17 protein-coding genes and 1 other RNA gene are annotated in these 24,265 nt (G+C 33.7%); 16 read left to right on the plus strand and 2 right to left on the minus strand.

Annotated elements, in window-relative coordinates; genetic code table 11:
* The first annotated feature begins 82 nt into the window (after positions 1-82).
* The 12 genes from thrS (at position 83) to ACYH9I_RS01120 (ending at position 12,678) form a co-directional block, all read left to right on the plus strand.
* Positions 83-2,008, plus strand: a complete 1,926-nt coding sequence (thrS, locus tag ACYH9I_RS01065) for a threonine--tRNA ligase (RefSeq protein WP_483558226.1) — start codon at positions 83-85, stop codon at positions 2,006-2,008.
* Between the two features lie 27 nt (positions 2,009-2,035).
* Positions 2,036-2,575, plus strand: a complete 540-nt coding sequence (infC, locus tag ACYH9I_RS01070) for a translation initiation factor IF-3 (RefSeq protein ID WP_065587350.1) — start codon at positions 2,036-2,038, stop codon at positions 2,573-2,575.
* An 84-nt stretch (positions 2,576-2,659) separates the two neighbouring features.
* Positions 2,660-2,857 (plus strand): 50S ribosomal protein L35, encoded by a 198-nt coding sequence (gene rpmI / locus ACYH9I_RS01075; RefSeq protein ID WP_025315575.1) that lies wholly within the window; start codon positions 2,660-2,662, stop codon positions 2,855-2,857.
* A gap of 31 nt (positions 2,858-2,888) precedes the next feature.
* The gene (gene rplT, locus ACYH9I_RS01080; RefSeq protein WP_024496189.1) at positions 2,889-3,242 is read left to right on the plus strand and encodes a 50S ribosomal protein L20; all 354 of its coding nucleotides are present in this window, start codon (positions 2,889-2,891) and stop codon (positions 3,240-3,242) included.
* A gap of 212 nt (positions 3,243-3,454) precedes the next feature.
* Positions 3,455-4,438 carry a phenylalanine--tRNA ligase subunit alpha gene (gene pheS / locus ACYH9I_RS01085; RefSeq protein ID WP_483558230.1) on the plus strand — a complete coding sequence of 328 codons (984 nt, stop codon included), beginning with the start codon at positions 3,455-3,457 and terminating at the stop codon, positions 4,436-4,438.
* Between the two features lie 16 nt (positions 4,439-4,454).
* Positions 4,455-6,842 (plus strand): phenylalanine--tRNA ligase subunit beta, encoded by a 2,388-nt coding sequence (pheT, locus tag ACYH9I_RS01090; RefSeq protein ID WP_483558232.1) that lies wholly within the window; start codon positions 4,455-4,457, stop codon positions 6,840-6,842.
* A 4-nt stretch (positions 6,843-6,846) separates the two neighbouring features.
* Positions 6,847-7,140 (plus strand): integration host factor subunit alpha, encoded by a 294-nt coding sequence (locus ACYH9I_RS01095; protein WP_065637551.1) that lies wholly within the window; start codon positions 6,847-6,849, stop codon positions 7,138-7,140.
* 141 nt (positions 7,141-7,281) lie between these two features.
* An RNA gene (ffs, locus tag ACYH9I_RS01100) (signal recognition particle sRNA small type) lies at positions 7,282-7,377 on the plus strand.
* 210 nt (positions 7,378-7,587) lie between these two features.
* Complete coding sequence (gene htpX / locus ACYH9I_RS01105) at positions 7,588-8,457, plus strand: protease HtpX (protein WP_483558234.1); 870 nt, start codon at positions 7,588-7,590, stop codon at positions 8,455-8,457.
* Between the two features lie 123 nt (positions 8,458-8,580).
* Entirely contained in the window at positions 8,581-10,521 is a 1,941-nt protein-coding gene (locus ACYH9I_RS01110) for a peptidase U32 family protein (RefSeq protein ID WP_483558236.1), read from the plus strand.
* Between the two features lie 349 nt (positions 10,522-10,870).
* A complete protein-coding gene (locus tag ACYH9I_RS01115; protein ID WP_483558237.1) occupies positions 10,871-11,587 on the plus strand; it encodes a helix-turn-helix domain-containing protein in 717 nt (238 codons plus the stop codon).
* 50 nt (positions 11,588-11,637) lie between these two features.
* Positions 11,638-12,678 carry a YdgH/BhsA/McbA-like domain containing protein gene (locus ACYH9I_RS01120; RefSeq protein WP_483558239.1) on the plus strand — a complete coding sequence of 347 codons (1,041 nt, stop codon included), beginning with the start codon at positions 11,638-11,640 and terminating at the stop codon, positions 12,676-12,678.
* A gap of 72 nt (positions 12,679-12,750) precedes the next feature.
* Here ACYH9I_RS01120 and hrpA read toward each other — a convergent pair whose 3' ends face one another.
* Positions 12,751-16,626: an ATP-dependent RNA helicase HrpA gene (gene hrpA, locus ACYH9I_RS01125; RefSeq protein WP_483558241.1), complete on the minus strand. Its 3,876-nt coding sequence runs from the start codon at positions 16,624-16,626 to the stop codon at positions 12,751-12,753.
* Between the two features lie 76 nt (positions 16,627-16,702).
* Between hrpA and ACYH9I_RS01130 the strand changes: the two genes are divergently transcribed.
* The 4 genes from ACYH9I_RS01130 (at position 16,703) to ACYH9I_RS01145 (ending at position 22,584) form a co-directional block, all read left to right on the plus strand.
* Positions 16,703-17,119, plus strand: coding sequence for an META domain-containing protein (locus ACYH9I_RS01130; protein ID WP_483558243.1), 417 nt, complete (start codon positions 16,703-16,705; stop codon positions 17,117-17,119).
* 352 nt (positions 17,120-17,471) lie between these two features.
* The gene (pykF, locus tag ACYH9I_RS01135) at positions 17,472-18,884 is read left to right on the plus strand and encodes a pyruvate kinase PykF (protein WP_483558245.1); all 1,413 of its coding nucleotides are present in this window, start codon (positions 17,472-17,474) and stop codon (positions 18,882-18,884) included.
* 108 nt (positions 18,885-18,992) lie between these two features.
* Complete coding sequence (ppk1, locus tag ACYH9I_RS01140; protein WP_483558247.1) at positions 18,993-21,050, plus strand: polyphosphate kinase 1; 2,058 nt, start codon at positions 18,993-18,995, stop codon at positions 21,048-21,050.
* 10 nt (positions 21,051-21,060) lie between these two features.
* A complete protein-coding gene (locus ACYH9I_RS01145; RefSeq protein ID WP_483558249.1) occupies positions 21,061-22,584 on the plus strand; it encodes a Ppx/GppA phosphatase family protein in 1,524 nt (507 codons plus the stop codon).
* A gap of 76 nt (positions 22,585-22,660) precedes the next feature.
* Here the strand turns inward: ACYH9I_RS01145 and ACYH9I_RS01150 are convergent, their stop codons facing one another.
* Positions 22,661-24,121 (minus strand): DASS family sodium-coupled anion symporter, encoded by a 1,461-nt coding sequence (locus tag ACYH9I_RS01150; protein ID WP_483558251.1) that lies wholly within the window; start codon positions 24,119-24,121, stop codon positions 22,661-22,663.
* Positions 24,122-24,265 lie beyond the last annotated feature (144 nt).

Here is a 24,265-nt window from a genome sequence, read left to right on the forward strand (position 1 = left end):
AAGTGGTAGTATATTTGGTCTATTTTTTATATACGACGCAAGTGCGCTTTCGTGTGGCGCACCACTGTTATAAGGATTTATTATGCCAATTATTACTCTTCCTGATGGAAATCAACGCCAATTTGATAAACCCGTTACCGTTTTAGAAGTTGCACAAAGTATAGGAGCAGGACTTGCAAAAGCTTGTATAGCTGGACGTGTAAATGGTGAGCGTAAAGATGCCTCTGATATCATTGAGCAAGATGCAACATTAGCCATCATTACTACTAAAGACGAAGATGGACTTGAAATTATACGTCATTCTTGCGCGCATTTATTAGGTCATGCGATTAAGCAATTATGGCCTGATACACAAATGGCAATCGGTCCAACCATTGATAATGGCTTTTATTATGACGTTGATTTAGATCACTCATTAACGCAGGAAGATCTTGATGCATTAGAAAAACGCATGCATGAATTGGCTAAAAAAGATTATGAAGTAAAAAAAGAAGTCGTTAGTTGGGAACGAGCTAGAGAAATATTTTGGGAGCGACGTGAACCATATAAAATTGCGATTTTGGATGAGAATATCCCTAAAGATTCAAAACCAGCACTTTATCACCACGAAGAATATATTGATATGTGTCGTGGACCGCATGTACCTAATATGCGTTTTTGCCACCATTTTAAGTTGCAAAAAGTTGCAGGTGCTTATTGGCGTGGTAACAGTGATAATAAAATGTTACAACGTATTTATGGAACAGCATGGGCACATAAAAAACAACTTGATAGCTATTTACAATTTTTAGAAGAAGCGGCTAAACGTGATCACCGTAAAATAGGTAAACAGCTTGATCTTTATCATATGCAAGAAGAAGCCCCCGGTATGGTGTTTTGGCATAATGATGGATGGATTATCTTCCGTGAACTTGAGGTTTTTGTTCGCACTAAATTGAAAGAGTACGATTATCAAGAAGTAAAAGGTCCATTTATGATGGATCGTGTTTTATGGGAAAAAACAGGGCATTGGGGTAATTATAAAGAGTTAATGTTTGTCACTTCATCTGAAAATCGTGAATATTGTATTAAGCCAATGAACTGTCCAGGGCACGTACAGATTTTTAATCAAGGTTTAAAATCTTATCGTGATTTACCATTACGTATGGCGGAATTTGGTAGTTGTCATCGAAACGAGCCATCTGGATCTTTACACGGATTGATGCGTGTTCGAGGTTTTACCCAAGATGATGCACATATTTTTTGTACTGAAAGTCAAATTCGCAGTGAAGTTAATAGCTGTATCAAAATGGTTTATGATACTTATAGCACTTTCGGTTTTACAGATATTACTGTTAAGTTATCCACTCGTCCAGAAAAACGAATCGGTAAAGATGAAACATGGGATCTTGCTGAAAAAGATTTGGCCGAATGTTTAACTGAAAATGGTATTGATTTTGAATACCTACCAGGTGAGGGTGCCTTTTATGGACCAAAAATCGAGTTTACTCTACATGACTGTTTAGGACGTGCATGGCAATGTGGTACTGTTCAACTAGACTTTATGCTACCAGAACGTTTAGATGCAACTTATGTTGGTGAAGACAACGAACGTCATGTTCCTGTTATGATTCATAGAGCCATTTTAGGTTCAATGGAGCGCTTTATGGGAATCTTAACAGAAAACTGCGCAGGATTTTTCCCTACATGGCTTGCTCCATTGCAAGTTGCAGTAATTAATATTACCGATAATCAAGCTGAATATGCAAAACAATTAACCGCGCAACTACAAAAAGTTGGCATTAGAGCAAAAGCGGACTTGAGAAATGAGAAAATAGGGTTTAAAATTCGCGAGCATACTCTTAAACGTGTTCCTTATATGTTTGTTTGTGGAGACAAAGAAATGGAATCAGGAACAATTTCAGTTCGAACTCGCCAAGGTAAAGATCTTGGTAGCTTTGAAGTGAAACATGTTATAGAATTGTTGCTTAACGAAATTCATAGTCGTTCATTAGAACAAATGAATTAATGATAAATTAATTTGGAGGAATGAGATATTAAAGTCAGTAAACGAATTCAGTCAACACGAGCACATAAGATCAACGATGAAATTACTGCTCGTGAGGTGAGATTAACCGGCGTCGATGGTGAACAGCTCGGTATAGTAAGCTTAGATGAAGCTTTAAAACAAGCGGAAGAAGCAACGTTAGATTTAGTTGAAATAAGCCCTAATGCAGAGCCACCTGTTTGTCGAATTATGGATTATGGCAAGTTCCTCTATGAAAAGAGTAAAGCAACAAAAGAGCAGAAGAAAAAGCAAAAGGTTGTTCAGGTTAAGGAAATTAAGTTCCGACCTGGTACAGACGAAGGCGACTATCAGGTAAAACTCCGCAGCCTGATTCGCTTTCTTGAAGATGGCGATAAAGCTAAAGTCACATTACGTTTTCGTGGTCGTGAAATGGCTCACCAACAGTTAGGTTCTGAAATGCTTGATCGTATTAAAGAAGACTTAGCTGATTTGGCGATCATTGAGTCTTATCCAACTAAGATTGAAGGTCGGCAAATGATTATGGTGCTTGCGCCGAAGAAGAAATAATGGTTTTACAAGCTAGTTTTTGATTTATTGAAAATTACACCATTATTTTGTTGTTATTAACAATGCGAAGTGGAAATTAATAAAATGCCTAAAATTAAAACTGTAAGAGGCGCAGCAAAGCGCTTTAAAAAAACAGCTTCTGGTGGCTTTAAGCATAAGCAAGCTAACAAGAGTCATATCCTAACTAAAAAATCAACTAAACGTAAACGTCATTTACGTGGTTTGACAACTGTGTCAAAAGGCGATTTAGGTTTAGTTACTGCGTGTGTTCCATACGCTTAATTCATGGTTAATTATTTAGAGGATATAGTTTATGGCTCGTGTTAAACGTGGTGTTATTGCTCGTGCACGTCACAAGAAAATTTTAAAACAAGCAAAAGGTTATTATGGAGCTCGTTCACGTGTATATCGTGTTGCTTTCCAAGCTGTAATTAAAGCTGGACAATATGCTTACCGTGACCGTCGTCAACGTAAACGCCAATTCCGTCAATTATGGATTGTTCGTATTAATGCTGCAGCTCGTCAATGTGGTCTTTCTTATAGCCGTTTTATCAATGGTTTAAAGAAAGCATCAATTGAAATTGATCGTAAGATCCTTGCTGACATTGCTGTATTTGACAAAAATGCATTTGCTGCATTAGTTGAAAAAGCAAAAGCAGCACTATAATAACTTGATAAAAGCCGAGTTACCTCGGCTTTTATCATTCTAATTTTGATATTTTTAGAGAGTAAATTTTAATTATGAACATAGCTATTTTTCGTTTCTTTTTTGGTTTCTGTTGCAATACAAATTCGTGAGGCAAAGAAAAAACGAAAAATGATTATAAAAGCCTCAAAAGAGGCTTTTTTTATGCAATGAACAATAAGCAGGAGAACTGTATGTCTCAATTAGTTGAACTGGTTAATAATGCCAAATCCGCTATTGAAAGTGCTAATGACATTAATACGATCGAACAAATTCGTGTGGAATATTTTGGTAAAAAAGGCTATTTTACAGTGCAAATGGCTTCATTACGTGATGTTCCTGCCGATGAACGTCCAGCTGTCGGTCAAAAAATCAATGATGCAAAACAAGATGTCATTGAAATATTAAATCAAAGGCGCAATCTTTTAGAGCGTCAGGCTCTTGATGTAAAGCTGGCAAACGAAACAATAGATATCACTTTGCCAGGTAAAACACTCGAATTAGGTGGATTACACCCAGTAACCAAAACAATCAATCGATTAGTCGATTTTTTTGGTGAGTTAGGTTTTGTTGTTGAAACTGGTCCAGAAATTGAAGATGACTACCATAATTTTGATGCACTGAATATTCCGGCTCATCATCCTGCACGTGCTGATCACGATACATTTTGGTTTGATGCAAAACGATTATTAAGAACACAGACGTCAACTGTGCAAATTCGCACCATGGAAAACCAAAAACCGCCAATCCGAATCATTGCACCAGGTAGAACTTATCGCAATGATTATGATCAGACTCATACGCCTATGTTCCACCAAATGGAAGGTTTACTGGTTGATAAGGATATCAGCTTTACACATTTAAAAGGGTTATTACACGATTTTCTTCATTGTTTTTTTGAAGATAATATGGAAATTCGTTTTAGACCAGCCTATTTCCCATTTACAGAACCTTCAGCTGAAGTTGATATTAAAGCTAAAAACGGTAAATGGTTAGAAGTGTTAGGTTGCGGAATGGTACATCCTAATGTATTACGTAATGTGGGCATTGATCCTGAAATCTATAGTGGTTTTGCTTTTGGTATGGGTATAGAGCGATTAACCATGCTACGTTACGGCGTCACTGATTTGCGTTCTTTTTTTGAAAATGACTTACGTTTCTTAAAGCAATTTAATTAATTCTGGAGATCAAAACATGAAATTTAGTGAAAATTGGCTACGTGAATGGATCAATCCAGAAATTAGTAGCGAAACGCTTGCCAATCAATTGACAATGGCTGGTTTAGAAGTCGAGGATGTCGAAAAAGTAGCGGGCGATTTTACTGGAGTAGTTGTTGGTAAAATTGTTGAATGTATGCAACATCCGAATGCAGATAAACTTCGCGTAACAAAAGTTGATATAGGTAAAGCCGAATTACTTGATATTGTTTGTGGTGCGCCAAATTGCCGTCAAGGTTTAACTGTTGCTTGTGCAACAGTGGGGGCAGTATTACCTGGCGATTTTAAAATTAAAGCGGCTAAATTACGAGGCGAACTTTCAGAAGGAATGCTTTGTTCTTATTCTGAATTGGGAATTTCAGATGATCATAATGGGATCATTGAGTTACCAGATGATGCACCTTTAGGCATGGATATTCGTGAATATTTAAATCTTAATGACGTTATAATAGATATTAGTGTTACACCAAATCGAGCGGATTGTTTTGGAACTGTTGGCATTGCCAGAGATATTTCTGCAGTTAACAATATTACTATGAAAGAACTAAAAGTTGACAGTGTGTCTGCAACAATTAATGATACATTACCAATCCAGGTAGATGAACCGAAAGCAGCACCACGTTATTTAGGTCGTGTAATTAAAGACATCAACGTTAATGCCGCAACGCCATTATGGATGAAAGAAAAACTACGCCGTGGTGGAATCCGCTCTATTGATGCAATCGTTGATATTACCAACTATGTATTATTAGAACTTGGTCATCCAATGCATGCGTTCGATTTGGCTGAAATAGAGAAGGGTATTATTGTTCGTTATGCCCAAAAAGAGGAGAAACTTGTTTTACTTAATGGTAATGAAGTTAAACTTAATGATAAAACCTTAGTTATTGCCGATCACCAAAAAATCTTAGCATTAGCAGGAATTATGGGTGGTGAAAAATCAGGTGTAACGCAATCTACTAAAGATGTGTTTCTTGAATCTGCGTTTTTTAATCCATTAGCAATAACAGGTAAAGCTCGTGAATATGGTTTACATACAGAAGCATCACACCGCTATGAGCGTGGAGTTGACCCATCTCTGCAATTTGTAGCAATGGAACGAGCTAGCAAATTATTAATTGATATCTGTGGTGGTAAAGCTGGTCCAATTATTGATGTAACACATAAAGAAGAACTTCCTGTACAAGCAACTATCCAGTTACGTCGCAATAAAATTGATCGTATTATTGGTTATGCAATCGAAACACAAAAGATCACTGATATTTTAGTTAGACTCGGTTGTGAAGTTGAATACAAAGACAATGTGTGGGTTGTAAAATCACCAAGTTGGCGTTTTGATTTACAAATTGAAGAAGATCTAGTTGAAGAAGTAGCTCGAATTTACGGATACAACAATATCCCAAATGCTAACCTGAAAATTGAATCAGTGATGAAACCAAAACCAGAAAGTCAAATATCATTACGAAGAGTAAAAGACTTATTGGTTGATAAAGGGTATCAAGAAGCAGTTACATATAGCTTTGTTGATCCAAAAGTTCAGCAAATCCTTCATCCTGAACAGCTTGGAATCAAGCTACCTAATCCGATTTCAAGTGAAATGTCAGCTATGCGTTTATCACTATGGTCAGGGTTATTAGATGCTGTTTTATATAATCAAAATCGTCAACAAACACGTATCCGATTATTTGAAACTGGTTTGCGTTTCATACCTGATGAAAACTGTGAATTTGGTGTACGACAAGAACTAATGTTGTCGGGTGTTGTTTCAGGTAGCTTATATGAAGAACATTGGCAGCTTCCCAAAAATAATGTGGATTTTTACGATATTAAAGGTGACCTTGAGACAATTTTTTCTCTTTTAGGGTGTACCGAGCAAGTGCAGTTTAAAAGATCCAAGCTCTCGGCCTTGCATCCAGGACAAAGTGCAGCGATTTGTTTAAATGAAGAGCTAATAGGCTATTTGGGAGTCTTACATCCAGAAATTGAAAAAAAATTATCTTTAAATAGTAAAACGCTTGTTTTTGAAATAAATTTAGCTAAAATTAGTCAAAAAAGAGTACCAGTTGCTCATGAATTATCGAAATATCCGTCTAATAAACGAGATATTGCTATTATTGTTTCAAAGACAACACCTGCAGCAGATATTATATCAGAGTGTAGAAAAGCAGGTGGTGAGCAACTTATAAAGGTTAATCTTTTTGATGTTTATACAGGTGAAAATATCAAAGAAGATCAAAAAAGTCTTGCTATCAGTTTGATTTTGCAAGATAAATCGCGTACACTTGAAGAAGAAGATATAACAAACATTGTAAGCAAGTGCGTCATTGCTTTACAAAATCGTTTTAAAGCCCTATTAAGAGAATAATAATATGACATTAACTAAAGCAGATATTGCAGATCGTCTTGCCGAAAAATTTAACATTGATCGTCAAGAAGCTAAAGTCCTTGTTGAACTCTTTTTTGAAGAGATTCGTGTGGCTTTAGAAAAAGGGGAGCCAGTAAAGCTATCTGGATTTGGTAATTTTGCAGTGCGTGATAAAAACTCACGTCCTGGGCGTAATCCAAAAACAGGTGAAAGTGTAGATATTTCAGCTCGTCGCGTTGTTACATTTAGACCTGGAATAAAATTTAGAGAACGTGTAGAAAAGAACTTAGTTATCTAAATTACTAAGGTTATATTGCACATTACTCAATGTAATAGCCTTTCTTTTATTGGTGATACTAGAAAGGCTAAGTTCCTTTTAAAAAAATAGTTGTGTTAATTCCTTAAATAAAGCATAATATCTCCTCCTCAATGGAGTCTCTATGGGTCCTCTTGCAACATTTTTTTGCTCATCAGGTCAGGTCCGGAAGGAAGCAGCCAAAGTGAAAAGTATGTGTGTGGGATGTGGCTGATAGAGTCTCCTCCAAGCCTTTCAGTGATTATCTAAATATTATTTCGATTGTGTTTAATAAATCAACAAGTGTCATTTAATCTTAAAATATACTTATATTTATAGTTGTATCTATGATTTATTTTTGCGATTATATACATTGTGTACTTTTAATCGAAATATTATGATTTCATTTAATTATTCAAAAATTGATATATACCGAAAGAGAGAAAAATTATGATGCGAGTAGGGTTGTTTATTCTAACTAACTTAGCAGTTATGTTTGTATTTGGAATTATCCTAAGTATTTTAGGTGTTGATTCACATAGTACGATAGGTTTACTTATTTTTGCGGCAATATTTGGTTTTGGAGGATCGTTTATATCTCTTCTTTTATCTAAGAGAATGGCTTTAAGATCAGTAGGTGGACAAATTATTACTCAACCTAGTAATAACCAAGAACAATGGCTATTTGATGTAGTTCGTCGGTTGTCGGCGGATCTTAATATAAAAATGCCTGATGTTGCTATTTATGATGCTCAAGACGTTAATGCTTTTGCAACTGGCGCTACTAAAAATAGGTCACTTGTTGCTGTGAGTTCTGGTTTATTAAATACTATGACTCAAGATGAAGCTGAAGCGGTAATTGGTCATGAAATGAGCCATATTGCTAATGGTGATATGGTTACAATGACCTTATTACAAGGTGTGCTTAATACTTTCGTTATTTTTATTTCTCGAATTTTAGCATCTGTTGTAGCCCAAGCATTGGATGATCGTAATCGCGGTTTATCACAATTAGCATATTTCTTGATAGTTATGGTTTTTGAAACAGTATTTGGTATTTTAGCAAGCCTTATAGCTATGTGGTTCTCTCGTTATCGAGAATTTCACGCAGATGCTGGTTCTGCTAAATTAGTTGGTAGTACAAAAATGATTGCAGCTTTAGAAAAACTAAAAACCAGCTATGAACCTCATGAAGATGCTTCCATCTTAGCATTCTGTATTAATGGTGCAAAAAAAGCGAAATTTTCCGAATTATTTATGTCTCATCCACCATTAGAAAAACGTATAGAAGCGTTACGAAATAGAACTTACCAAAACTAATATATATTTTAGAATAAAACGTATTGTTTTCCTGAAAATTTTGACAATTATTATTCAATTAACAATAATAATTGTCAAATAAAGATCAAACTATCAATTAGTTATATCTTAAAAGAGTTTATAATGCCACCATACAATTGCTCCAATAATAAATTAGAATTACTTAGCCCAGCCAAAAATATCGAAATTGCAAAGCAGGCGATATTACATGGTGCTGATGCTGTATACATTGGTGGACCAAACTTTGGTGCTAGGCATAATGCCGGAAATTCGGTAAGTGATATTGCCCAATTAGTTGAGTTTGCTCATCGTTATTATGCGAAAGTTTTTGTGACCTTAAACACCATACTTCACGATAATGAACTTGAACCAGCAAGACAACTAATATGGCAGTTTTATGATGTGGGTATTGATGCGTTAATTGTGCAAGATATGGGTATTTTAAATCTGGATATTCCCCCGATAGATTTGCATGCTAGCACTCAAATGGATATTAGAACACCTGAAAAAGCCAAATTCTTGTCTGATGTTGGTTTTTCACAAATAGTATTGGCTCGTGAACTTAATTTAGCTGAGATAACCAAAATTAATGAGCAGATTGATGCAAAAATAGAGTTTTTTATACATGGTGCGCTTTGTGTGGCTTTTTCAGGACAGTGTTATATCTCTCATGCACAAACAGGGCGTAGTGCGAATCGGGGAGATTGTTCACAAGCTTGTCGGCTTCCTTTCACCTTAAAAGACGATCAAGGTCGTATTGTTGCTTACGATAAACATTTATTATCAATGAAAGATAATAATCAATCAGATAATTTGAGTGATTTAATTCAAGCCGGTGTGAGATCTTTCAAAATAGAAGGACGTTACAAAGATTTAAGTTATGTCAAAAATATTACCGCTTTTTATCGTCAAAAATTAGATAATATTTTAACCCAATCTCCGGATCTACAACCAGCATCAAGTGGTAGAACAGAACACTTTTTTACACCAGATCCTAACCGAACATTTCATCGAGGAAGTACAGATTATTTTCTGCACGGAAGAAAACCGAATATAGGCGCTTTTAATTCACCTAAATTTATCGGCTTGCAAATTGGAGAGATAACCAAAATTACTCCTAAAACCATCGATATTAAATCCGAGAAAATGTTAACTAACGGAGATGGTTTAAATGTACTGATAAAACGAGAGATTTTTGGATTCAGAGCCAATAAAGTAGAAAAGCTTTCGGTCAATCAATACCGAATTTATCCAAATGAAATCCCTAAACCACTTTTTTCAGTTAAATTACCTTATGTGGTTAATCGAAATCTCGATCACATGTGGCAACAAAATTTATTAAAAGAATCAAGTAACCGCAGAATTGGTGTGTCATTTGAACTATATGATATCGAAAATGGTATTGAGCTAAAAGCAAAAAGCGAAGAGGGAATTTGTGTTAAATTAAAACTAACGGGCTCATTCGATCTTGCAGAACAACCAGATAAATCATTATTAAATATTAGAGATAATTTATCTAAACTAGGTCAATCTATATATTATTTAACTGATTTTGATGTAAATCTATCGAAAATTTATTTCATTCCAAGTAGCCAATTAAACCAATTTAGACGGGATGCTATTGATAAATTGACTGCCACAAGATTAGCGAATTATCATCCCCAAAAACGTAAACCTGAACAGAAGCCAGCTCCAATTTATCCTGAAAATCATTTAAGCTTTTTAGCCAACGTTTATAATCATAAAGCAAGAGAATTTTATACACAACATGGAGTTGAATTAATCGAAAGTGCCTATGAAGCTCATGAAGTTAAAGATGATGCACCATTAATGATAACGAAACATTGCTTACGATTTGCATTTAATTTGTGTCCAAAACAAGCAAAAGGGATTCAGGGAGTTAAAACCAAAGTTACACCAATGAAATTGATTCAAAATAATGAAGAATTACTTTTAAAGTTTAATTGTAAAGCTTGTGAAATGCAAGTTTGGGGTCAAATCAAAAAACACATTCTAAAAATGCCACTTCCTGGTAGCGATGTTATTTTTATGGAAAAAAATTAGAATACCGAATGAAATTATAGCTATAAAATCAAAATATATCCAAACATATTATTTAACATAATATACATTATGCGCATCACGATAAACGTACGTGAATTCTGTAGATACAAACCATAAAGTCATGCCGTCAATTTAAATTAAGCTACCAAACCCACTAACCCTATAATTAATCTGAAAATTAATAATATATTAACAATAAAATTAATGTATTATAATAATGTATATTATGTTAAATAATATGTTTGGATATATTTCTGATGAAATAAATAATTATGAGTAATTTTTGTTTTATTTATAAAATATGATAACCTAATCAATTAATAAACTATGATCATTTTTTTCCATTAATATGCAAAACATTTTTAAGACATTATTACGTTCAAAAAGTTATTCCGTTCCATGTGAATTATGTAGTATCGGATCTCTTTGTATTCCTATATTATACAACAATAAGTTAGGCAACATATTAGACCGAAAAATATCTTATGCCAAAGATGAAATTATAGTTAAAGCAAACACTCCTTTTACAAAATTCTATATTATTCATTCGGGAGCATTAAAGACTTTTGTGACAACTCCAGATAATAATCAACAAATTAATGGTTTTTATTTACCTGGCGATATTGTTGGTTTAGATTCTATTTCAACTAAAATATATAACAATAATATTCAATCACTTACTAATACACTTGTTTGTGAACTTTATTATGACGAACTTATGTCACTAGTTGATACTCAAAAAAATGTTAGAGACATGGTATTTAATTTGCTAAGTTCCAGTATTGATAATTATCAAAAATTAGTATTATGCTATTCACAGAAAAAAGCAGATGAAAGACTAGCCACTTTTATATATTCTCTTTATCGACATTATGAACAACGAGGTCATTCCTCATTAAATATCAAACTTATGATGAGTCGAGCTGATATTGCTAACTATTTAGGCTTAAAAATCGAAACTATTAGTAGAAACTTATCAAAGTTTCAAGAACAAAATATTTTATCAGTTAGAGGAAAATATATATTTATTAAAAACTTAAATGCTTTGATAGATTTAGGCAATTAAATTTATTTATGTTAAAATAATCACAATAATTTATTGTAAGGTCTTAATATATGACAAGTTTAAAAACGACATTTATTGCAGTAACAATGGCTCTATTCCCTCTTTCCTCATTTGCTGCTCAACAATTAACTGAGGAGCAAGCTAAAAACTTGCAGTCATTTAAAAGTATAACTATTCGTGGAGCATTTTATACCGATAATGATTATGTTTTAGCTATGTCAAAAGCGGCAGATAAAGAAGGTGCAGTTTCTTTTTTCATAACTACCACCAATATTAGCCCTTCTAATGATACTTTACGTATTGTTTATGCTAAATTATATAAAGCTGATGCACCTAAGACTGAAGAACAAACTGAAAATTTGCGCAAATTTGAAGGTGTATATGAATATCCAAAATCTAAAGCAATTCGTTTAGAACCTTTTGATATTGTGCGTATTCGTGGATATTTTCCTAATGAATATGATATAAATCAGGCCATTGCTAAAGAGGCTTCATCAAAAGGTGCTTATGCCTATTATATTGATTCTCGGTCTGAATTAGGTAGTAATATACAAATTGCTGCTTATTTGTTTAAGAAAGATGCTCCAGAACGTAAACTTCAACCAGAAGATGCTATCCCATATGATTCAGAAGCTGGACAACAAGCTCTTGCTCAAGGTGGTGAAGCAGCAATGCAAGTTGAAAAACCTGGTTACTACTCTCCTTCAGCTTTTAATGAAAAGTTTTATGCGGATAAATTTAATAATAAAGTAAAAGTTATTGATCAATCTAGTAGTAAAACGACATCTGTTTTAACGACAAATACATCTTCATCTGAAACAACTTCCGCTACAGAGCCTCAACGTGCTTCTCGTTACACTGTCACTCTTTCTGATGGACGAAAAATTCAAGAATTGAATGATGCAACTGCAGCTAAAATGGTGGCGTTTGATACAATTAAATTCAGAGGTTATTATGTTACCGATCAGGAAATTTCTTATCAGGCAGGTAAACGAGCTATTGATGCTGGTGCCAAGTATTATCATATTGCTAGAGTAGCTCATGATTCAAATGGTCCGAATATAACTGTTTTTGTCGATCTTTATCGATAAATTTATATAGATAATTGGGCGCACAAGCGCCCTATTTTTTTTATCAAACAAATATCTTCATTCAATTAACTGTTACAACTCAGATTTTACTTTGTCGATTTGTTGCTTAATACGTTTTGCTGAAATTGGATATGCAGTACCTAACTGCTGTGCAAATAGATTTACTCTAAGTTCTTCAATCATCCAACGGATATTTATTACTTTTTCTTGTAATTTTGAGTTTTCCGATAAGCTATTCACCCATTTTTTATATTGAATTTCAACCTCTTCAATTATATTCATCGATTGTCTATCTTTAATGGAATTCAACATTAGTTTTTCAATTCTTTTTTCAATCGCCAATAAATAACGATTGATATCTGGCAGTCGTTTATAACCCGATTTTGCAACAAAACCTTTATAGATAAGATGATCTATTTGCTTTTTTATATCAGATAAAGCAAAAGCTAATGATATATCAATGCGTCCCTTTAACTTTTTACTGATGTTGTAAAATAAAGTCAAAATGGACTCAACTTCTTTGGCAATATTAACCACAACATCATTAATATGACTTTTGGTATAATCCAATAATGCCTCATAATCATCTTGGCTTTGAGTGACCTTACCATTTTTTTCAATCAAATAGTCAACACCACAAGCAATGCAGTCATCAATTAAACTCAGTACCGTACCAAAAGCATTGAAGTATAAGCCTAATTTAGATTTATTTGGTAATTTTTCATGTAAATACTTGATTGGTGATGGTATATTGAGTATAAGCAAGCGTCTTAACCCTAGTTTTGTAAGTCTTTGCTGCTCATCTTGATTATCGATTAACTTAATGCTTACAGAATGTTGATTGTCAATGATTGCTGGATAAGCTTTAATCGTATAATTTTTATGATTTTCTTCATAGGTACTAGGCAAAGAGCCGAAATTCCACTCAGTTAAATTATTTTGTTCAATTTGAACCTTTTTCTTAATTGTTAAAGATGACAATGCTTGTTGAAGTTCATTTTTGAGTTGTGCTTTTAGTAAAACCAGATCTTTACTTGCAGCAATTTCTTTATTGTTACGATCAACAATGCTAAAAGTCATCTTCAAATAGTCAGGAATTTGCTCCAATTGCCAATCTTCTGGGGAAACTTTTACACCTGTCATTTTGTGAAATTCGGTTTCTAAGCTTTCAAGTAAAGGTTGATCCGTTGAAATACCTCTACTCAAAAATGCATCAGCATAATTTGGCGCTGGAACAAAATTTCGGCGCAATGATTTAGGTAATGATTTAATTAATGCAATAATTAAATCTTTTCTAAAACCGGGTACCAGCCAATCAAATCCCCTATTTTTAATTTGGTTTAATAGATTAAGAGGTATTTTTATCGTGACGCCGTCACGTTTGTGTCCGATATCAAATTGATAATTCAGTGCTAATTTCAAATTATCTTGATTCCAAAAATCAGGAAAGTCATTTAAATTAACTAGTTGTGCCGATTGTTTGATCAACATCTCTTTCTCAACATTAAGAAAGTCAGGCTCTGATTTCTGTTTTTGTTTCCACCAAGCATCAAAATGTTTAGATGACACGACTGATTTATCTATTCGCTTATCATAAAAATCAAAAAGTTCATCATCATCTATTAAAATATCTTGCCGACGAGATTTATGCTCAAGATCTTCAACCTCATTAATCAATTTTTTATTTTTTTTATAAAACTGATGATTGGTAAACCAATCACCTTCAACCAAAGCGTGACGAATAAATAGAGAACGACTTAATATAGGGTCGATTTTACTATAATTCACTATTCGGCTAGCAACAATAGGTAAACCAAATAATGTCACTTTTTCGTTTGCAATAGTTGTACCCTGTTTTTTGGACCACCTTGGTTCGTTATAACTATATTTCACCAAATGTTTTGCTATAGGCTCAATCCATTCAGCTTCAATTTTAGCTGCTGTTCTTCCCCATAGCCGGCTAGTTTCAATTAATTCACTAGCGATACACCATTTAGGTTGATTTTTGAAAAGTGCCGAATTAGGAAAAATTGCAAACTTAATATTTCGTGCCCCAATATACTCATGCTTTTCAAGTTCTTTCATTCCAATATGGGATAATAAACCGCTTAGTAATGAAACATGTAATGAATTATAATCTGCTGCTTTACTATTTATAGGGAACGCTAATTGTTTAATGGTTTGTCTAATTTGTGTATAAACATCTTGCCATTCTCGAATCCGAAGGTAGTTTAAAAATTCTTTTTGACACAATCGTCTAAATTGATTTACGGATAATATATTTTGTTGTTCTTTAATATAATTCCATAAATTAATTAAAGATATAAAGTCAGATTCCTTATCAACAAAACGACGATGTTTTTCATCAGAGATTTGCTGTTTATCAAAAGGTCTTTCTCTAGGATCTTGGATAGACAAAGCTGCAGTAATTATCATCACTTCTTTAGTACAACCCAATCGCCTTGCTTCAACCAGCATTCTGGCCAATCTTGGATCGATGGGTAATTGCGCTAAAATTCGTCCTATTTCAGTTAAATGATATCGATAATGTTTAATAAATATTGCACCAAGTTCTTCTAACAATCGAATGCCATCACGAATATATTTTGCATCAGGTGCTTCAACAAAAGGAAATGCTGCAATGTCACCTAAACCTAACGAGGTCATCTGTAATATCACCGATGCTAAATTTGTACGTAAAATTTCAGGATCGGTAAATTCAGGACGAGATAAAAAATCTTGTTCATCATATAACCGGATGCAGATTCCATCTGAGGTTCGTCCACAGCGCCCTTTTCGTTGGTTGGCTGAGGCTTGAGATATCGGTTCAATCGGTAAACGTTGAACTTTAGTGCGATAACTATAGCGACTAATCCTAGCTAAACCCGTATCGATAACATATTTAATTCCAGGCACCGTCAACGATGTTTCTGCCACATTTGTTGCTAGAATTATTCGCCTTTTAGTATGCGACTGGAAAATCCGATTTTGTTCTGATGCTGATAGCTTTGCATATAATGGTAAGATATCAGTATGACGAAGATCCAATTTATTAAGTGTATCGGCAAGATCTCTAATTTCTCTTTCACCAGTTAGAAAAATAAGTATATCACCATGGCTTTCTGCTGAAAGTTCATCAATCGCATCTATGATGGATTGAAAATCACTATTTTTATCGTTGCAATTATCATCGTCACCTAATATTGAAGGACGATATCTAACTTCAACAGGATAGGTGCGACCAGATACTTCAATAATCGGTGCTTGATTGAAATGTTTAGAAAAACGCTCCACATCAATCGTTGCCGATGTTATTATAACCTTCAAGTCTGGACGTTTAGGTAATAATTGTTTAAGGTATCCTAAAATAAAATCAATGTTTAAGCTACGTTCATGAGCTTCGTCAATAATAATAGTATCGTATTGTAATAAAAGTTTATCTTTTTGAATTTCAGCAAGCAATATACCGTCAGTCATTAATTTAATCAGTGTTGTTTCACTAACATGATCAGAAAATCTGACTTTGAAACCAACTAATTGCCCTATTTCTGTTTTCAACTCATCAGCAATACGATTAGCCACTGAACGCGCGGCTAACCGCCTTGGTTGGGTATGACCTATAAATCCCTTTACGCCTAAGCCCAACTCTAGACAGATTTTAGGAATTTGCGTGGTTTTTCCTGAACCTGTTTCACCTGCGATTATGACCACTTGATGATGCTTAATTGCGTCATAAATTGTTTGTTTTTTTTCAACGACAGGTAAATTATCAGGAAAATCAATGCTCTTTGGTAATGAATCTATTCTAGCTTGGTAATGTAACTTAGCATTTTGTATGGCTGAATCTATATTAGTTATAGTTTGACTTTTCTGGGCAAATTTTATTATTTTGTGCTTATCTAAGAAAGTCATTGAATCAAGGTTTTTTAATTGTTTTTGAGATAACATAGAGAGTCAGATATTTTTAATTAACATCATAATTAGATTTAATTATAGCAAATTTAACCTATCATTAGGAGTTCATATGAAAAAAACATTATTGCTAATTTCTCTATTTACTGTTGCTTTAGTTATGTCTGGATGCCATAAATCGAGTAAGATACAAGATACTGATCTTATGCATCACCGTTTTGTATTAATTAGTGCAAATGGTCAGCACATTCCATTAGATGATCAAGCCGAGCTTATATTCAGTGAAAAAATGACTATCACAGGCAAAATGTGTAACCAGTTTTCAGGTCAAGTTATTTTAGATAAAAACAACATTAAAGGCACAGTTGCAATGACCAAAATGCTTTGTAATGATGATCAATTAAATCAATTAGATTACATTATTGAACAATTAATTACTAATGGTGCTGAAATCAATTTAACCAATAATCAATTGATCTTAAAGAACCACGAAAACGAGCTAATCTATCAACTTAAGGATCTTATGTAACTCAAATGTTTCGTTTTTTGAAACATTTGACACAAATCGTTTTGCTAAGTTGCTATAATTCAATTATTTTAACAAACAATAAAATAAATTTAAGATAAAAACCTTTATTTAAAATACCGTTAAGAATATAATAAGAACAATTTTTAAAGGATTTAACTTATTGATGAAATTATTATATTCTTCAAATAACTTGTGCAACTTTGGTAGCTGTTTAAAGCTACAAAACACTCTTTTACCAATAATATTTTACCAATGCTTTGTCATTGGTTTTTTTTTGCGTAATACTGGTTTATCGAATTTTTAAATTGATTAAAAACTTTAACATTAAATAAATTACTAAGTAGATACTATTATGAAAAAGACAAAAATTGTTTGTACCATCGGGCCAAAATCTGAATCAAAAGAAATGTTAGCAAAATTATTAAATGCAGGCATGAATGTTATGCGTTTAAACTTTTCACATGGTGATTATGAAGAGCATGGCAACCGTATTAAAAACTTACGCGAAGTAATGCAAGAAACAGGTTTAAAAGCGGCCATCATGCTAGATACCAAAGGGCCTGAAATCCGTACTATTAAACTAGAAGGTGGTAATGATGTATCACTTGTCGCAGGTCAAACATTTACCTTTACAACAGATAAAACAGTTGTTGGAAATGCCCAACGAGTAGCTGTGACTTATGATGGATTTGCTCATGACCTTAAACCTGGTAATCGTGTACTTGTCGATGATGGCTTAATTGCCATGGATGTTAAAGAAATCATAGGTAATGAAGTTATCTGTACAGTTTTAAATAATGGTGATCTTGGTGAAAATAAAGGTATCAATCTACCGGGTGTTTCAATTAAGTTACCAGCACTTGCAGAAAAAGATAAAAACGACCTTATTTTTGGTTGTGAACAAGGCGTTGACTTTATTGCTGCATCATTTATTCGTAAACGTTCTGATGTTGAAGATATTCGTGCCCACTTAAAAGCTCATGGCGGGGAAGACATTAAAATCATCTCTAAAATCGAAAACCAAGAAGGTTTAGATAATTTTGATGAAATTCTTGAAGCTTCTGATGGTATAATGGTTGCTCGTGGCGATCTAGGTGTTGAAATTGCAGTTGAAGAAGTTATTTTTGCTCAAAAAATGATGATCAAAAAATGTAATAAAGCCTCTAAACCAGTCATTACTGCAACACAAATGCTTGATTCAATGATCAAAAATCCACGTCCAACTCGTGCTGAAGCTGGCGATGTGGCTAATGCAATTATTGATGGTACTGATGCGGTGATGTTATCTGGTGAAAGTGCTAAAGGTAAATATCCACTTGAAACAGTCAATGTTATGGCAACTATCTGCAAACGCACTGATAAAACAATTCCTGCCTCATTAGAATTAACATCCAAAGAAGAAAAATTAAGCATAACAGCCGCTGTATGTTGTGGTGCTGTCGAAATTGCTGAGCGCTTAAATGCGCCATTAATTGTTGTTGCAACTCGTAGTGGTAAATCAGCTCGTGAAGTTCGTCATTACTTCCCAAGAGCTCGCATTTTAGCGCTTTCATCAAGTCAAAAAACGGTAAATCAATTAGCCGTTACTAAAGGCGTGGAACCTATTTTGATTGATTCAATTAACTCAACGGACGATTTTTATCGTTTAGGTAAAGAGATGGCTTTAAAAGTGTGTGGCTTAAAACAGGGCGATATCATTGTGATGGTTTCTGGTGCGCTAGTACCGAGTGGAACCACTAACACAACATCAGTTCACCGTATCTAAACATTAAATTTCCAATCTATATAAAATAAAAGCTAGCTATCTGCTAGCTTTTTTTTTCACATAAGTTATTCTGTATAAAATATTATTAATAACGTTTAAAAAACTAACATGATTGAAGAAAAAGTCTATTTACCTAAAGAACTTAGCTGGTTATCTTTCAATCAGCGAGTTTTACAAGAAGCTGCAGATAAAAGTAATCCTCTTATTGAGAGAATACATTTTTTAGGCATATACTCAAGTAACCTTGATGAATTTTATAAAGTACAGTTTGCTAACTTAAAAAAATATGTACTTATAGAACAAGAGCAAGCTCATTCTTCGTCTAATGCTAAAAACTTATTACGCCAAGTCAATCAAAAAGTTATACAATTAGAATTACAGTTTGACCAACTCTATAATGATTTGTTATTGGAAATGGCTAGAAATCAAATCTTTTTGATTAACGAAAGGCAGCTTTCATCATACCAAGAAAATTGGATAAAAAATTATTATAAACAAAATCTTAGACAATACATTACCCCTATTTTACTTGATAGTCACACTGAACTTATTCAATTTTTAAAAGATGATCATGCCTATTTAGCTGTAGAAATTATTTGTGAGGATAGCATCAGTTATGCACTACTTGAACTACCGACAGATAATATTCCTCGTTTTGTATTATTACCGTCAGAAGTATCAACTAAAAATAAGTCCATCATCTTTCTTGACAACATATTGCGCTACTGTTTATCCGATATTTTTAAAGTGTTTTTTGATGCCAAAGAATTAAATGCTTATTCAATTAACATCAATAGAGATGCTGAATACGAATTAAATACAGAGTTAGACAGTTTACTTGAACTGATGTCCCAAGGCCTAAAACAACGCTTAACCGCACAGCCAGTACGTTTTACTTATCAAAAAGACATGCCCAAAGCGTTGTTTGAATTATTGATCAATAAATTACGATTAACTGAACAAGATGCAATGCCTGGAGGCCGTTATCCTAATTTTAAAGATCTTGTTAAATTCCCTGATTTTGGACAAAAGAGCCTATTAAATAAAAAAATTCCAAACTTAAGTTATAATCGATTTAAACAATTTCGTAATGCATTTGATGCGATTAAAGATCGAGATGTATTGCTCTATTATCCTTACTACTCTTTTGGCCATGTTCTAGAAATCATGCGACAAGCCTCGTTTGATCCTTCAGTTACACATATTCGAATGAACATTTATCGAGTAGCCAAAGACTCGCGCTTTATTCACGCTGCAATTAATGCGGCCAATAATGGTAAAAAAGTTACCGTAGTTGTCGAATTACAAGCACGGTTTGACGAAGAAGCCAATATAAAATGGGCAAAACGACTAATTAGCAGTGGTATTAAAGTTATTTATTCACAACCAAAACTCAAGATTCACGCGAAATTATTTTTGATCGATCGTAAAGAAAACGATGAAATTGTTCGCTATGCTCATATTGGTTCAGGTAACTTTAATGAAAGAACTGCACGAATTTATACAGACTTTTCACTGTTAACGGCAGATCCTGCTATTACCGAAGAAGTCAAAAAAGTCTTTAATTTTATTGAAAATCCATTTAAACCAGTCGCTTTCAATCATTTACTTGTTTCACCACAAAATACGCGATTACGATTCAATGAATTTATAGAACGCGAAATAAGCAATGCCAAAGCAGGTAAAAAGTCAGGAATTTATCTAAAACTTAACGCACTTACCGATAAAGAAATGATCGACGAACTTTACCGTGCATCGTGTGCTGGTGTGAAAATTAGAATGATTGTGCGAGGTACTTGTGTATTAGTGCCACAAATACCTAATTTAAGCGAAAATATTTATGTTACCAGTATTGTGGATCAATTTTTAGAACATGCTCGTGTGTATATCTTTGAAAATGAAGGGAAAAAAGACACTTACATCTCCTCTGCAGATTGGATGCCTCGTAATATCGATAATCGTATTGAAGTGGGAGTAAAAATCTTTGACTCAATAATAAAATCAACTATTCATAGTATTTTTGACATACAGTGCAATGATAATGTCAAAGCTCGCATTATTGATAAAGACGCAACAAACAATTATGTGCAAAGAGGAAATAAGAAAAAGATCAGAGCCCAATATGCCATTTATGATTATTTGAAGCAGTTGGAATCATTTGCATAAGGACTTTAAAATGAATAAATTCAATGAATATGCGGTAGTCGATCTTGGTTCAAATAGCTTCCATATGGTAATTGCCCGGATCATTAATGGTGCAATACAGATTATTTATAAAAATAAAAAAAATATACACTTAGCAACGGGGCTTAATGCTAATAATAAACTGAGTGAATCAAGCATAATGCGAGGTGTGGAATGTCTTGCATTATTTGCAGAGCGATTAAATGGATTCCCTCCTGAGCATGTTCGGGTTGTTGCAACTCATACATTACGAGTTGCAAAAAATAGACATGAATTTTTAACAGCTGCAGCTAAGGTATTCCCTTTTCCTGTTGAAATTATTTCAGGTCAGGAAGAAGCTCGTCTTGTTTATTTAGGTACAATGACTGCTGAATCAACATCGTCAACTGATACAAAATTTGTCATTGATATTGGCGGTGGATCGACTGAAATTGCAATAGGAAAAGGAAATGATTTAAACCCCGTGATCGTTGCTAGCCGCCCGATGGGTTGTGTTACTTACGCGAAACGTTTTTTTCATGAACAAAAAATTAATTCTGCTTCTTTTCAACAGGCAAAACTTGCTGCCGAACAACAAATTGAAGGTATGATTAATGCAATAAAAAAATTGAATATTACTGCCGCATTTGGCACATCGGGAACCATAAAATCGATTTATCAGATATTATTAGATCTTGGTGTTAGTGATGGCATTATTACGCCTAAAAGGTTGGATGATTTAATTAGTTATGTTTTAGAATTCGATTCTTTTTATGATATTGACTATCCTTCACTTTCCAAAGAAAGAAAAAACGTATTTGTTAGCGGACTGGCTATATTTAGTGGTGTTTTTAATGCGCTTGGATTAGAGGCTTTACAATTTAGCCCATGTGCATTACGAGAAGGCGTATTTTATGAATTAATCGACGGTCCTAATTACCAAGATATTAGGCAAAACACCGCACAATCACTTTCTGAGCATTACAACATAGATAAACGTCATGCCAAGCAAGTGGTTAAAACTGCAAAATATTTCTTTTCACAATGGCAACAACAAGCATCAATGACTATTCCTCCTAATCTTGAATCTATTTTATATTGGGCTGCTCAGTTGCATGAAGTTGGATTAAAAATCAACTTTTCTTCTATCCATAAGCATTCAAGTTATATCTTACAAAACAGTAATTTACCTGGATTTAATGAAGAACAGCAGTTACTGTTATCTACTCTTGTCCGTTACCATAGAAAGTCGATCAATATTGATGCAATACCTTATTTTAGTTTATTTGAATACAAACATATCATATCGTTAATGCAGATTTTAAGATTGTCTATACTAATCAATAATCAAAGAAATCCTGAGATTGATTTACAGGCATTTCAATTAAAATTATTAAAAAATAAACTCACTAATGTGACTTTAGAAATTAATCAAAATTTTGTTGAAAATAACAAATTAATATTGCTTGATTTGGAACAAGAACAAAAATATTGGAAAACAGTTAATGATTGGAAACTATCGATTGTAATTAGTTAACAATGAAAATACATAAAAATACCGCCAACTAGGGTGGCGGTATTACAATATTAAGAATAGAATTATCTACTTGTTATTAACCAAGACCAATGATCTTCCACCACAAAATACCGACAGTAAAGACAATTATTAGATTCACAACACTACAAATAAACCCCACTTTCCACCATGTTTTTACTGGCACAAAGCCTTCTGCAAATAATAATGGATTTCTCGCATTTGCAAATTGAGTAATTGAACCAAAGTAATTAGTACAAATAACTAATGCAAAAATAGCTATGAGTTGTGGCACACCAAGGGCAATGGAGACAGATAAAAATACGGGAAATAATGCGGCAATATGAGCATTCCCACTCGCAAAAAAGTAGTGTAAATAAACATAAGCAACACATAAAATAATTAAGACCAACACCCAACTACTTTCACCTAGATGACCTTTTACAGCACTACCTATTGTGTCACCAAGCCATTTAGTTACACCCAATTTATTTACTTGGTCTGCCATCATAAGTAATGCCGCAAACCAAATTAATGTGTCCCAAGCCGCTTTTTCACCTTTTACATCATCCCAACTTAATACTCCAGTTAAGATCAAAATAGTCAAACCAATAAAGGCTGTAGTTGTTGAATCAATACCAACATTTTTGCCAAAAATCCAAAGCACTAATAATAAAAGAACAGTGCTCCCCATAATAATTTCTTTAACTGTAATTGACCCCATTTTTTTTAATTCTTCAGCAGCTAATTTTGGTGCTTCTGGGGTTCTTTTGAGTTCTGGGTTAATTAGAAAATAAATTACCAAAGGAATCACAACAAATGAAACTAAACATGGCACAATGGCTGCTACAAACCATTGCCCCCACCCGAGTGTAATACCTAGCGATGTGGTGACTAATTTAGCAGCTAATAAGTTGCCAGTAAATGCCGTTAAGAACATTGCCGAGGTGATATCATTCATATGGCTAATTGTTAACATTAAAAAGGTACCAATGCGATTTCTTGATTCATCTTTAGGATTTGAATTAAAGTTAATGGCTAAAGCCTCTGCTATTGGATATATTACACCACCAGCACGAGCCGTGGTACTTGGAATAGCGGGTGCCAATGCAATATCAGTGACAGATAAACCATAAGCAAGCCCCAATGTATTTTTACCTAACATTTTAACAAGATAATATGCAATGCGTTTACTTAAACCAGTTTTGATAAAACCACGAGCGATCATGAAAGCAATAACAATCAGCCAAATAAGACTACTATTTAATTCGCTTAACGAAATTTTTATCGATTCAGTTGCGGAGGTTGCACCAGATGGTTTTAATACGGCAAAAACGGTAATTGCTAATAAACCAATTGCCCCAATTGGCATTATTTCAGCCACAATGCAAGCTATGGTGGCAACAAAAATAATACTCGTTTGCCAACCTTCTTGGCTAATACCTTCCGGTAGTGAGACATATAACCAAAGTAACGCGGAAATTGCCGCAATAATGATGAGCGCAGGCCATTTCACTGGAGGTTTCTTTGCTAAATTCATAGTATTTTCCTTTTAAATTTAAATATTTTAATAAGTTAAGATTTAATTCTGTTACAATTATGCTACTACTCATACTATTATTGGCCAAATTTATCGCACTAACATCAGTATAAAAACTTCAATAAAATCAATACCTTTTCTGAC

Source organism: Gilliamella sp. X-23, assembly GCF_057063545.1.

Excerpts from the sequence above, each read along its gene's own strand:
- ACYH9I_RS01130 (WP_483558243.1), top strand. The coding sequence starts at position 16,703 with ATGAAAAAAACATTATTGCTAATTTCTCTATTTACTGTTGCTTTAGTT.
- ACYH9I_RS01145 (WP_483558249.1), top strand. The coding sequence starts at position 21,061 with ATGAATAAATTCAATGAATATGCGGTAGTCGATCTTGGTTCAAATAGC.
- rpmI (WP_025315575.1), top strand. The coding sequence starts at position 2,660 with ATGCCTAAAATTAAAACTGTAAGAGGCGCAGCAAAGCGCTTTAAAAAA.
- ACYH9I_RS01095 (WP_065637551.1), top strand. The coding sequence starts at position 6,847 with ATGACATTAACTAAAGCAGATATTGCAGATCGTCTTGCCGAAAAATTT.
- ACYH9I_RS01110 (WP_483558236.1), top strand. The coding sequence starts at position 8,581 with ATGCCACCATACAATTGCTCCAATAATAAATTAGAATTACTTAGCCCA.
- ACYH9I_RS01150 (WP_483558251.1), bottom strand. The coding sequence starts at position 24,121 with ATGAATTTAGCAAAGAAACCTCCAGTGAAATGGCCTGCGCTCATCATT.
- pheT (WP_483558232.1), top strand. The coding sequence starts at position 4,455 with ATGAAATTTAGTGAAAATTGGCTACGTGAATGGATCAATCCAGAAATT.
- thrS (WP_483558226.1), top strand. The coding sequence starts at position 83 with ATGCCAATTATTACTCTTCCTGATGGAAATCAACGCCAATTTGATAAA.
- pykF (WP_483558245.1), top strand. The coding sequence starts at position 17,472 with ATGAAAAAGACAAAAATTGTTTGTACCATCGGGCCAAAATCTGAATCA.
- ACYH9I_RS01120 (WP_483558239.1), top strand. The coding sequence starts at position 11,638 with ATGACAAGTTTAAAAACGACATTTATTGCAGTAACAATGGCTCTATTC.
- hrpA (WP_483558241.1), bottom strand. The coding sequence starts at position 16,626 with ATGTTATCTCAAAAACAATTAAAAAACCTTGATTCAATGACTTTCTTA.
- ACYH9I_RS01115 (WP_483558237.1), top strand. The coding sequence starts at position 10,871 with ATGCAAAACATTTTTAAGACATTATTACGTTCAAAAAGTTATTCCGTT.
- htpX (WP_483558234.1), top strand. The coding sequence starts at position 7,588 with ATGATGCGAGTAGGGTTGTTTATTCTAACTAACTTAGCAGTTATGTTT.
- pheS (WP_483558230.1), top strand. The coding sequence starts at position 3,455 with ATGTCTCAATTAGTTGAACTGGTTAATAATGCCAAATCCGCTATTGAA.
- ppk1 (WP_483558247.1), top strand. The coding sequence starts at position 18,993 with ATGATTGAAGAAAAAGTCTATTTACCTAAAGAACTTAGCTGGTTATCT.
- rplT (WP_024496189.1), top strand. The coding sequence starts at position 2,889 with ATGGCTCGTGTTAAACGTGGTGTTATTGCTCGTGCACGTCACAAGAAA.